The organism is Flavobacterium olei (assembly GCF_039749035.1).
GTDB lineage: Bacteria > Bacteroidota > Bacteroidia > Flavobacteriales > Flavobacteriaceae > Flavobacterium > Flavobacterium olei.
On sequence record NZ_JBDKWC010000004.1, the window covers coordinates 501,223 to 514,226 of the forward strand.

The 13,004-nt window shown below is 33.9% G+C and carries 9 protein-coding genes; all 9 read right to left on the reverse strand.

What is annotated here, in order from left to right; all coding sequences use genetic code 11:
• Window positions 1-67: 67 nt before the first annotated feature.
• Complete coding sequence (locus ABEB31_RS13085) at window positions 68-718, reverse strand: VOC family protein (protein ID WP_347052067.1); 651 nt, start codon at window positions 716-718, stop codon at window positions 68-70.
• A gap of 173 nt (window positions 719-891) precedes the next feature.
• Entirely contained in the window at window positions 892-2,034 is a 1,143-nt protein-coding gene (locus tag ABEB31_RS13090) for a cytochrome-c peroxidase (protein ID WP_347052068.1), read from the reverse strand.
• A 214-nt stretch (window positions 2,035-2,248) separates the two neighbouring features.
• Window positions 2,249-3,721 carry a hypothetical protein gene (locus tag ABEB31_RS13095; protein ID WP_347052069.1) on the reverse strand — a complete coding sequence of 491 codons (1,473 nt, stop codon included), beginning with the start codon at window positions 3,719-3,721 and terminating at the stop codon, window positions 2,249-2,251.
• A complete protein-coding gene (locus ABEB31_RS13100; protein WP_347052070.1) occupies window positions 3,708-5,192 on the reverse strand; it encodes a RagB/SusD family nutrient uptake outer membrane protein in 1,485 nt (494 codons plus the stop codon). The genes ABEB31_RS13095 and ABEB31_RS13100 overlap by 14 nt, the downstream gene beginning before the upstream one ends.
• Before the next feature lie 4 nt (window positions 5,193-5,196).
• Window positions 5,197-8,562 (reverse strand): SusC/RagA family TonB-linked outer membrane protein, encoded by a 3,366-nt coding sequence (locus tag ABEB31_RS13105; protein WP_347052071.1) that lies wholly within the window; start codon window positions 8,560-8,562, stop codon window positions 5,197-5,199.
• A 5-nt stretch (window positions 8,563-8,567) separates the two neighbouring features.
• Complete coding sequence (locus ABEB31_RS13110; RefSeq protein ID WP_347052072.1) at window positions 8,568-9,674, reverse strand: FecR family protein; 1,107 nt, start codon at window positions 9,672-9,674, stop codon at window positions 8,568-8,570.
• Window positions 9,675-9,740: 66 nt separating this feature from the next.
• On the reverse strand, window positions 9,741-10,340 hold the full coding sequence (locus tag ABEB31_RS13115; protein WP_347052073.1) for an RNA polymerase sigma-70 factor: 600 nt from the start codon (window positions 10,338-10,340) through the stop codon (window positions 9,741-9,743).
• 547 nt (window positions 10,341-10,887) lie between these two features.
• Window positions 10,888-11,502, reverse strand: a complete 615-nt coding sequence (locus ABEB31_RS13120; RefSeq protein ID WP_347052074.1) for a hypothetical protein — start codon at window positions 11,500-11,502, stop codon at window positions 10,888-10,890.
• Window positions 11,503-11,653: 151 nt separating this feature from the next.
• The gene (locus tag ABEB31_RS13125; RefSeq protein WP_347052075.1) at window positions 11,654-13,003 is read right to left on the reverse strand and encodes a DUF3526 domain-containing protein; all 1,350 of its coding nucleotides are present in this window, start codon (window positions 13,001-13,003) and stop codon (window positions 11,654-11,656) included.
• Window position 13,004: the final 1 nt, after the last annotated feature.

A 13,004-nucleotide genomic window follows, 5' to 3' on the forward strand; every position in this document is an offset into this window, starting at 1 on the left:
TTTTTCTGTGCGATTTTATTTCCGCCTTGAATACTGGAGGAAATTCATTCGGCTGTTTTTTATGAATTTAAAACTTTAACTCAATTATCCTTTCATCATTTTCCAAAGAAACTTCAGTCCGGTTACTTTCACAAGGAGTCTGAGTGGGATACCAGTTTCTGCCCGCTTTTACCATAATTAATAAACCGTGATCATCTCCAATGGCAGAAAAATTTTCATTATTATCATTTTTAGAAAAATAATGCAAACCATGGTCAGCAATTAATTGATCTCCCAGTTCTAATGGATTCTCTGTTACAATTCCGATTTCGCTGATATTTAAAATAGAAGCCGGAGAAAATTCCCCAACGTAATCAATATTAAGGTCATGTCGGGCAATGAACTCTAATAAATTCCCATTATTATCATAAAAATAAACGGCGTGTGCATTCCAGTTTTCAAAATGCGTAATAATATATTTGTCTTCAATTAAAATTAAATCAATTTTGTTTTTGCACCATTCCATCGCTTCACCAAGCTGATTTTCCGGAATATTAAATGCAAAGTGATAAATGGAATTGAATTGCGGATCCTCAACGAATTTTAATATGGAAGTCCCTGCCTGAATCGTAACCGAATTTTTGTCATTTTCTAAAATAAATAAGCCTAAAACTTCCTGGTAAAATGATTTCGTTCGCTGTATATCTCTCGTGCTGATTTGAATTTGGTCTATTTTCATGGTGCTCTGTTTTCTTTAATTATTGAAGGATAATTTCGTTCTAATCAAATTTAAGAAATACCATTGTGATAGAGGCTTATTTTTATCTTTTACTTCAATGAATGGATAGGGAAATGATATGGAGTACTAAAAAAAATATACAATTTTAATAAAGGTATTTTCTTTTTTTGTTACTATTTCGGCATTTCAGGTACCATAATTCTTCTGGTGGGCGTGCTTAAAGTTTCAATAAATGCCAATAAATCGCTTATTTCCTCTTTGCTTAAATTTAATTTTCGAAGCATTGGATCTGATTTTGGAATTAGCGAATCTCTTGCTGTTCCCAGATATTTTTTCTGAACCGGGGATGGATTTCCCAGATTGTATAATTCTACAACGTCTAATAAAGTGGGGAAGTGCCCATGATGCATCCACGGTTTTGTGTTAGCGACTTCGCGTAAAGTAGGTGTTCTAAATTTACCAATATCTTTTACATCTTTAGTTACATTATAACGCCCGAAGTCTTCATTTTTTGTTCCAAATAAAGTTTGTCCGTCATTATGAAATTGATTATCACTAAAATAAGGCGTATTGTGACAGTTAATGCATTGTGCTTTGGTCCTGAACAAATGCAGGCCTTTTACCTGCTGATCAGTATAAATTTCTGATTTTCCGCTTACAAACTGATCAAATTTACTTTTCGGACTATTTATAGATCTTTCGAATGTTGCTAATGCGTATTGAATCCGCTCCAGCGTCACCTTTTTATCTCCAAAAGCAGTAGCAAACAAGTTGTTGTAACCTTTTATTTTAGCAATTTTATCCACTGCAATCGTGAGTTTTTCATTCATTTCTAAAGGATCTGAAACAGGAAACTGCGCTTGATCTTCTAAGCTTTTCGCTCTTCCGTCCCAAAATAAGGAAGTGGCATAAGCCGAGTTTAGAATGGTCATTGAATTACGTTTTCCGGTTTGGCGATCGTGTCCAAACGAACGTGTTAAGTTATCTGTCCAGCCCAGTTCCGGATTATGGCAGGAAGCGCAGGCAATTTGTCCGCTTCGTGATAATCTCGGATCAAAAAACAAAATTTTTCCCAGACTTTCTTTTTCCTTGGAATAGGAATTATAGGCAGGATAAGGAACTGCAGAAAGCACGCCAATATCCTGAAATTTAGATTTATCGACATTTTCGTGTAATTCTGCAGCAGGCCATTTTGAGGAATCTCCGCTCGAATAGACTTTTCGTAATTCCTGAATATCGGTATATTCATTTCGTTCTGCATTTTTATAAGCCGTCAAGCCCAGCAGAAACAGGATTGGAAGGATTAATTTTTTCAATTCTTTTTTTTTTTTGATTTGTTTCAGGTTGCTAAAAGGGCTTGAAACGTGAAACTTTAAACTTTAAACCTTTTCTTTAGACTCCAAAAACTTTGTCAAAGTTTTAAACTTTGACAAGCTCAACGAGATTTTTTGGTTTCAAGTTTCAGGTTTAAAGTTTCAAAGTTACTTCAACCTGAAACCTGAAACTTGCAACCTGAAACAACTTTAAAAGTTACAACGTAACCTCTTTAGGACATGGAATGCTTAAAGGAGCTGGTTTTGGATAAACCTTGTTGTTGTACATTCTGTATTGTGTAGAAACGGTTCCTCCAAAAAGTTTCTCGTTTGTTAATTTTAATTCAAAAGAAATTTCAAATAAACCATTGCTAATTTCTTTATACGTTCCTTCGCCGGAAATGGCAATAATATGTGTATTTGTTGCACTGGACCCGATGGTTAAATCCTGCGGAATAACCAAAACAGTTCCTTCAGTTTTACTGTTTCCGTTGGCAGGAAAAAATTCTAAAGCTGAGGTAATATTAAATCCTGGAGATATAGCTGCCGAGCCGCTTTCGTTAGAAAACCATCTTTTTAAACCAAAAGAATTTACAGTATTCGTTCCGCTGGCAACATTAAATCCGATTTTGAAAGCGTCGTGATACACATCATCATTTGGGTTCGCCGTTCCTTTATCGCTGTAAAGTATTGCATTTTCATTATCTTTTGCAACAATAACAGGAAAAGTTAAAGCATTAAAAGTCTGCCAGGCGCAATTACCAGTAGTATTACTAAACCAATGTTCTCCATACGTTAAATAAAAGGCATTCGTCGGATCTGTAAATTTGGATGCGGGATATGCCTGTACGTCTCTAAGAGATTTTATTGGTTTTACAACCGTTAAAGTTATATTACCAGTCGCGATGTAATTAGGAGTATTTACTAAAGTAATTTTGGATTCATAACGAGCATCGTCGTTTTGAATATCTTCCAACAACGTCAAATGATAAGTTATGGAACTTCTGTTATCTCCATAATCATCATGAGTCAGAGAATATTCGAAACCGTTTTGAAATTTGAAAATAGGATTACTTTCTATTTCAGATGGGATAAATCCGTTTGGGAAATTTACTTTAAAATCGACTTTTTCGCCCACTTCACCTTTTACGACGAATTGATTTACCGGAAAAGTATAGTTGGTGCTAATGTCGCCTAAAGTAATTGTAAAAGTGTCATTTGGATAAGTTGTGTTTAGGTTTCCAATATGAATGGCAGGATCTGAGGCGCTTTCCAGTTTTAAAGAAATGGTTTGTTTTTCAGCCCATCTTTTTTCAAAAGAAACAAAAATGGTATCTGTCAATTTATTTCCTTCAAACAATAATTCTGCTGCTGGTTCCAAACTAAAACTGTTTGGATCTCCAGAAGTTTGTGCGCTAAAATTTACCTTAACAGCAGATTTTAGACCTGTTGAAGTCAAAGCTACCGGTACTTTAAAAGTTTTGACAGACTTGTTTTCAAATGTATTTACTGGCAGGCCAGAGGTGTTTTTCGCAGGATATTCTAATGGTATATTACTTGTGCTTACCAAAAAGTTAAATCTCACAAAAGGATCTGTACTGGTAGTATCTAATCTATAATCGTCTTTTGAACAAGAAACGAATAATACAGCAATAATGCTTAATGCAGCTATAATTTTAATACGATTCATTTTGCTTTAAATTATGGTTAAGGTTAAGATTGCTTTTTGGAATTGGCAGAACAAATTTTGGTGAAGGGTAGGTTAGACTACAAGCTGCAGACAGACAGCCGTCATTTCGGGAAACATCTTTATGATTTCTAACGATGTCAAAAAATAAATGACCTTCAAAACAAAGTTCTTTTCTTCTTTCCAGAAATAGTGCGTCCTGTAGATTCTCCGAATCTTTTAAAGCAGTTGCATTTGCTCGGGATCTTATAGTATTAATATCTTTTTTAGCTTGATCAGTATTGTTTAGTTTTAATGCAGCTTCGGCACGAATTAAGTATTGTTCACTTAATCTGGAGACTACATATCCTGGATTTCCCTGGAATTTTTTAGTAAAATAATAATTCAATTTTACTGGCTGCAGATTCACTAAGGTCGTTAATGGCTGTACAAGAAATAATTGTCTTCTAATATCTGAAGCTTCGTATAAAGCTATTAAATCTTGTGAGGCCACATATTTCTGAAAATTTTTAGTATCGGTATAACCAAAAAGTGCTGCTAAAGATGAACTTGTCGTACCCTCTTCATTTTTTGATACCGTAAACTCCATTAAAATTTCAGAAACAGGAAGATCCGGCTGCTCCCATTGGGCTATATAATTAGCAGAATCTACTAAATTTACACCAGAATTTGAAATGACATCATTAGCAGTATCATAAGCCTTCTGCCAGTCATTTTTAGATAAATATACTCTGGATAATAAAGCTTTTGTATTGTTTTTGTTGAAATAGCCGTAAGCAGGTCCGCTTAAAAGTACATTATCTGAATAAAGGCTTATTGCAGTTGTAAGGTCTTCGACAATATGTGTATAAGTATTGGAAACAGTTTCCCGAGAAGCGTATTGAAGACCATTTGTTATTGACTTGGTACTGTATACAATTCCTAAATGAGATGCATCAGAAGTATAACTGTAGTTTTGACTATAAAACTCACTTAATAAAAAATGCATATAAGCTCTCGCAGTCAAAGCTTCTGCTTTTATTTGTTTTTTCTCAGCTTCTGTAGCATCCTTTAAACCGTCAACAAATTCTATAATTAGATTTGCTTCGTTGATAACCTTATAACCATTTCCATAGAAATCACTTAAATCAGAATCAAGAGATTGATCATTAAAAGAGTAAAATCCTTCGAGAATCGTAGGAACGGTAATTATTCCGTTTCTGTTTACATCATCAGAATAAGTTGGAGAGAACTTAAGGTTCCCGCCTTGTAAATCTGAATATACTGCAAAAGTCGGACTCGTGTGAATACTTCTAAGATCGTAATAAACACCATTTAATGCGGTAAGAACTCCTTTTTTATCTGCTAATTGTTCATTTATAGAAGTTTGTGTTCCCGGTTCCTGTTCTAAAAAGTCGCTGCAGCTTTGTAGTAAACATAGCAGCGCTAAAACAACTGAAAATTTTAAGGTTTTTATATTTTTAAAGTATTTCATCTTTTTAAAATTTTGTATTAATGCCACATGAAATAGTTCTGGCTTGTGGATAGGTGTAACTCAATTCTCTAATACCGTTCATTCCGGAAGGACTTTTTTCTTTATACCAATACAGTAAATTTGAAACATCTGCAAATACAGTTAAGTTATCCAGAAAAGTATTTTTCACAGGAACATTATAACTCAAATTGATATTACTGATTTTAATATAAGTAGCATCAAAAACATATTTACTCATATTTGCTATCAAAGTGTTATTACTCGGAGCAGGCTGCGTAACATTATCGCCCGGGTTCCTCCAATAGTCATAAGCGTTTGTTGACATATTTCTATTCGAAGTAATTCTGTATTTACCGATGATGTCATCTGTAACCAATTTATCGCCGCCCAATTGAAAAGCACCCGTTATAGACAGCGTGATATTGTCATTTAATGAAAATCGGTTACTGAAACCTCCAAATGCTTTAGGCTGTGTATTTCCGATAGGTTCCCAGTCGGCATTAGTAAATAGTTGACTGTAAGTTGCTGCATCGTAAACCTGACCATTTTTTCTAATAAGATCTCTACCCGTAGCAGGATCAACCCCAATCCAGTTTACTCCCCATATGGTACTTGTGCTGTAACCAATTTTTTGTGCCAAAGCAATATTCGCCTGAGAATAATCACTGCCAAGCCCCAATAAGTCGGTTACTTTATTTTCTACTGTTGAAATATTAAAAGAGGATGACCATTTGAACTTTCCTTTGTTAAACCATTTTATTCTTGTAGTAAATTCAAAACCTTTATTATACATGCTTGCAGCATTTAATTCTAAAGTATTATAACCATTTTCTACCGGAATATCTCTGGCAACAATCAAATCTGATAAATCATCATAATAATATTCTAGTGATAATTCGATTCTGTTGAAGACATTAAAGTCAATACCAGCATTAAATTTTGTATTTTTTTCCCAGCTTAAATTTCCATTTGGGGCATCGCCTACAGTGGCATATTCTGTACCATTATATCCATTTTGTGAAATGTTATACAAACCTTTTGAACGGTAAGATCCAATCCTTGAGTTACCTGTTGAACCGTAGCTTAGTTTTAATTTTAAAAAATCAATCCAGGAATTTGATTTTAAAAAATCTTCATTACTGATTATCCATGCTAAACCTGCACCACTATTTAAAGCTACATTGGTATCATCGCCAAATACTGAACTTTCGTCACGTCTGATATTTCCTAAGAAAAAGTATTTCTTTTTATAATTGTAATTGATTTGAGAAAATAAAGAAACCCTGGAACCGTTGCTGATATCAGATCTGTAACTTTGTTTTTCATAGGTTTCATCTTCAAGAGTGGCATTATTATCATCTTGTATAGCCTCCGAAACGGCATGAATAACATTCGGATTAATAAAACCAGTAGCTGATGCATAATGAAACTTTCCTTTTTCTTCTGCTAGTTCAAAACCTAAAACACCATCTATTCCATGATTCTCAGTAATCTGCTTATCAAATAATGCTTGTCCCTGCCAGTTCCATTTAGTAGATTTACGTTCGTTAATTGCTCTTCTTCCCCAATTTGGATAGGTTTGTCCATCAAAAATAAAAGTACCGCTGTTTCTGCCGCTTTCATTTTCTCCAGAGAAATAACGATCTTGTTCTTTGTCTTTATAATCAATTCCAAATAAAGACTGAAACTTTATAGATTTATTTAATTCATAACCTAAATTAATACTTCCTAATAGTCCGTAAGTATTGGTTTCATTTTTATTCTGAGCAATAGCAGCCAACGGATTTCCTCCAGTTACTCCCGTTACTCCGGATAATGAATAAGATCCATCTGCATTATAAGGTGAGATAGTTGGAATATAGGCATAAGAATAATAAGTATTAGGAGCCACTTTTTGAATGTAACTTGGATTCAATGAAAGATTAACATCCCATTTTGATTGTCTGTAACCTAAATTGATTCCGGCATTTAATTGTTTGGTTGTATTTCCTAATTGTGGTTCGTCAATATTTAAATACGAAACATTTGTTCTGTATGAGAATTTAGAATCAGCACCAGAAACATTAAAGTTATACTTATTATAAATTCCGTCTTTGTTTAAAAGATCAAACCAATCTGTATTTATTCCGTTATAAGTTAGCTGCGCAGTGTTAGGAGAAGTATTTCTTAAATATTGATTTCTCATTTCAGTATATTGTTCTCCATTTAAATACTTAATCTGATTGATGGCAGAAGAAATTCCCAATTGGTTAGAGAAACCGAATTTAGCTTTACCAATTTTTCCTTTTTTTGTAGTAATTAAAATAACACCATTTGCACCATCAGCCCCATAAAGACCAACAGCTGCGGCATCTTTAAGTACTGTAAAAGTTTCTATGTTTTCTGGAGCAATTTGGGCTAAAGGGTTAGCCAAATCTTCAGAAAATGCACTTTGTCCATTAAAAAAAGAGCTATCAATATAATTTTCTTCAGACATAATAACACCGTCAATGATAATAAGCGGCTGTGTAGAGGTTCCTACGATTGAATTTCCAATAGGTTTTAAACTTCCTTGTCCGCGAATATTAATTTTAACAGGACCTCCAACCCCAGAAGTATTTTCGATAAGAACACCAGCGATTTGACCTTCAAGCATTTTATCAACACTTTCAGAAGCTTGCTGCACGGGAATATCTTTAGAAGTCAAGGTAGAAATACTTCCTACAATTTCTTCTTTAAGCTTTCTAGTTCCATAAGAAGAAGTAATAATTACAGGATTTAATTCGTCTGCAGCTTCTTCAAGGAAAAAAGAAAATAGTTTTTTAGTGCCTGCTTTTTGCGATTGCATCTGCATGCCTAAAAAGCCAGCTTCAATTATCAGATTCTGAATATCATCGCCGGTTAACTGATATACAAATTTTCCGTTAAGATCTGTAATAGCACCCATTCCTCCATTTCCTGTTCCTTTTACTCGAATGGTCGCACCGGGAAGAGGCAATTTACTTTTGGCATCATAAACAATTCCGGTAATGAAACGTTCTTTTTCTTTAGCATCCGTATCTGACGCATTTGCAGCATTTCGCGTTAATAAAACCTGCTTTTTCTGAATGTAGTAGGAAATGTTTTTATCTTTCAGCAATTGCTTTAAAACAGTTTCTAAAGTTGCATTATTTATATTTAAATCAGCCAACTGCTCCGCATCAATTTTTTGGGCGTTGTAGATGATTCTAAAATCAGTTTGTTCTTCAATCAGTTTTATAATGGTACTAATTGGTTTGTTTTTGACCTGTATTGTGATTCGCTTTTCTTGCGAAAAACCTTTTAAGCCAGATATAAGAAGGGCTAAGAAAAACAGCACTTTTCTTAATCTATTGGGGGTTAGTAATGTCATGTTTATTAGTTATGGAAAATAGGTGTAATCGTAATGGTTTTTTGTTGTACAGAATAATTAAAAGGCGTGTCACGTTTTAGAAGTTCCAAAATGTTTTCGACACTAGATTCACTGATTTTTATTGAGCCGGTAAAACTCTGTTTGGCCAAAACAGTATTTTCATTGATTATTTCAACGTCGTAGGTTCGTTCAATCATTTTTGTTATTGTAGAAAATGAAGTGTTGTTAAATGCTAGTTCACCTTTTGTCCAGGCTTGATAAAAAGAGGTATCTACATCTTTTTTGGTAATTTTTTTAGACTGACTCTGCCATACTGCCATTTGACCTGGTTGTAGGAGAACTGCATTTAGAGGATTGTCTTTTTCAGACATTTTTATACTTCCTTCAACCAAAACACTGCGTACCGTGTTGTCTTCAGAATAAGCACTCACGTTAAATTGAGTTCCGAGAACTTCAATTTCAGATTGTTCGGCATGAACAATAAATGGATGCTCTTTGTCTTTGGCAACTTCGAAAAATGCTTCACCGCTTAAATAAACATTTCGTTTACCGTTTATTCCAAATTGTTCGGGATAGCGAAGAGTTGTACCGGAATTTAAACTGACAAGTGTACCGTCTGAAAGTTTAAGTTTGAATGTTTTTCCGTACGGAACTTTAAGAGTATGATATAAAACGTCTTTATCGAGAACTTTTCCGAAATAAATAATGTGACCGGCAAATTTTTTAGCAACCAATTCGCCTCTATCATTTACCAAAGCAGTCTCATTTTTTTCGGTAATATATTCTAAAGTTCCATCGCCTAATTCCAGAACAACTTCTTTAGAATCTGTTGTGCTTTCAGTAAAATAGAAAGCCAGTTTTCCTAACCCAAACAAAACAACAAGAATAGCCGCATATTTAAAATACTTTCTTATTCTGTTTTTTGGTGGTAAAGCAATTACAGGAACCTCACTGGAAACAGTTTCGGAAAGTGTGCTTAGCGCCCAGGTCTTTTTTAAAGTTATAAATTGCTTTTTGTTTTCTTCAGAAATATCGATCCACTCAAAAAGTTGTTCAACTTCCTGCTCTGAAGCTTCATTAGATAAGTATTTATAAATTAATTCTGATGTCATAAATGCGTTTTTAATTTCCCGCTTTATTTAGTACACTTCAGAATTACAATACCCTATTTTTTATTTTTAATTATTACAAATAAAGATAAAAATCAAGAACAAATAATCGGATAATTTTGATTTCAAAATCTTTAAAGCCTTTGTCATGTGGGCTTCTACAGCTTTTATAGTTACCTGCATTTCTTCGGCGATTTCTGAGTTTTTTTTATTTTCGAAACGTTTTTTAATAAAAACTTCCCGGGTTTTACGTGGTAATTCATTAATAGATTCCTGAATGACGCGCTCCAATTCGTTTAATTCTAAAGTATCAAATGAAATCGAATTTAAGACCTCAATATTCAATTCACGCTCTGTTTGATTTAGTAACTCATTTTTGAATTTGTCTTTGACTTTATTATGACGAATAAGATTTAAACATTTTGATTTGGAGTAGGTGTAAAGAAAAGACTGAATCCCGTTAATAGATTCGATACTTTCATGGTTTTGCCACAAATGCACAAAAGCTTCCTGTGCAAGATTTTCTGCTTCCTCTGTATCATAAATAAACTGGATGCAGAAAGATTGAATTCTTCTGAAGTATTTTTCATAAAAATAACCGAAAGCCATTTCGTCTCCTTTCCTGAAAGATTCAAAATTTTGGTTCTCTAAATTGGTATTTTTATTCATTTAATGAAATTACTTGAAAGCAATATAAGTAATTAATTTTAGGACTACTTAATAGAATTTGCCGTGGAAAGCGACAAATATAAAAGTTTATTTATATTAGTTCTAAATAAAATAAGATTATTAATTGTTTTGAGGAATTTTATTCAGAATAAGTTTAGAAAGCTTTTTTTTAACCGCAAAGACCAAAAGTTTTTCACATCCTGAAGCCTCATGACGCAAAGATTTTTAGGTTGGATTATTTTAATCAAAGTCCGCAAAGCTTGGGTGAGACAAAAATTAATTGCCTCCAGCTTTAGCCGGAGGTTAAAAATATTGAATTAGCAAAGGCTTTAGCCAAACTTTATCATTTAGCTACAGCCTGAACAGCATCTTCTTAAAACCTCCAAACCTGGAGAAATAGATATTTTTGAACAATAGATTTTAAATATAGCCAACGGTTTCAACCGTAGGGCCATAATATGTTTCCATAAATATATTTCCATAACAGGTTTCCTTTGCGAACCTTGCGTTCTGGAAAATTAGCAGGAAGCTCAAAAAACTTTTGCGGTTAAATAGAATTAATAATCAAATCAATATCTTCAGATAATCTTTTTGCCAATTCAGGTGTTGTGCTGTTATTCAGAACATAGCGAACCAGCTTTCCGTTGTTTAAGATTTCTTTTTTAGAATAAATCATGTCAAAATATTGTTGCGAATCTACAGGAATATTGGTTACTTCATAATAATAACGCGAATCTTTTAGTGCGGGATATTTTTGCAGTAAATAGTCATTAATAGTAAAAGTGGCTCCTTTTTTATACAGATCTTCAGAAGTAATAGGAGTAATGGTAATTTCCTTAATGGTTTGCTTTAAGGTTTTATAATCTTCCTTCGAGGTAGAAAAATCAGAAGAGGTCAGTTTGTCTTTTTGGGATAATCTACGCATCACAGAAAGACGAACATAGTCGTTGCTGATAGCTGTTACTTTAAAGACAAAATAATAATTCTGCATACTCTGACTTCCGTTTGAACCTCTTTGTTTGCTAAAAATAAAACTTCCCAACTGCAATTTATGTTCGGGAGTCTTGATGTCTTTTTTCCATTTGTATGGATTATAAACGAATTGTTTAACAAGGTAAAAGGCAATAATCAGAAGTAAACCGGCAATCAGAATTTTTTTCATGTTTTTAAAACTTAGTTAAAAATACTAATGCTTTTTGACTTAATCGCAAAGCACGCAATTTTTTTTTAAAAAGTGGTTTAAAACGCAAAGTCCACAAAGCGTATTGATACAGCTTTGCGGACTTCCCGAAAAAACCTTATGTTCTTTGCGGTTAAATAGCTTTCCGGCTAAAATTCCTCCATCCAAAACCAATCAACAATAAATTGAAAAGTAACAACGGTAAAAAAGCCTTTAAAAAACCGGTTTCAGTTGAATCTGTAAAAGTCTCTACTTTAAATTTTCCCCAGTTTTCCTGCGTTACAGGTGCTTCTTCAAAGATTTTTGGATAGAAGTACAATCTCATTTTTTCGTGGAAAAGCTTGGTTTCTTTCAAAAATAAAAGCTGATTTCCAAGATCTGACTTTGCCGTTTCATTCAGCTGAATCTGCGTGTGAAGCGTAGGGATAAACATTGCAATGGTTTGGCTGGCCTGGTTTCGCTGTTCCAGTTTCGATTCCAGTTCGCGCGACTGCACCGCCGATTCGTCGTCTCCCATTTGCTGCATGGCATAATACCAAAGCCAGGTAAATTCGGCTTTTTCATCCAATTTGTATTTTCTAAACTGCGGATAATGCTGGTAGAATTTCTCCATTGTTTCTTTCTTATCCATATCCCACTTTTCGTGATATGCGTTTCGCTGTTTCAACGTTACTTCAAGTGCCTCAGGAACTTTATATTTGTTCACGATGTACGTATTAATTGCAGCCGGCAAAATAATAATCAGGAAAAGCCAGATCGTTAATAGTATTACAGCATTAAAATTCGAATGCTTTTGCAGTGAAACAATAAAGAAGCATACTGCAAACCAAAATAGGATATATAAAATCGCTAATCCAAAGAAGATAAAAAACGACTGATCCAGGGGAATGTTTAAAAATAAAATACCTGCAAACAATAGAACAGATAACAGGACAAGCAAGCTTATAATTCGGATATAAAACAGCTTTAGAATATAAATAAAGGTGTTCCGACTCTGTGTGGCAACTATTTTCCAGGTTCCGCTTTCTTTTTCTTCTGAAATAATATTGTATGAAAAAGCGATGATCAAAAGCGGAAAAAGATAGATCAGTACAAAACTAAAATCGATATTTCCGGACAAAAGATTATTCGGATTGTTGAGTTCTGCATCGTATTTCTGAGCTTCGAGTCCGCGAATCGTAACACTCTGAATCGACGGGTTTATATCACGCTGGCCAATTGCCAGGCTGTTTATAGCCAAAGTTTTATTGACTAATGAAAACTTGATGTAATACAGCAAAAGTCCGATTTCGTCTTTATGAAAGGCGGCATTTCTCGCAATATGCTCTTTTTGATAAACTGCTGCTTCCTGGATGTTATTCTGTTGTTTTTCCTGAAACTGTTTTCCAATCAAAAGGCTTATAAAACCAATACAGAGCAGGAAAATCAATCCTGTCTTAGTTCCTTTCGATCGTATAAAATTTTTATATAATAATGCTAACATA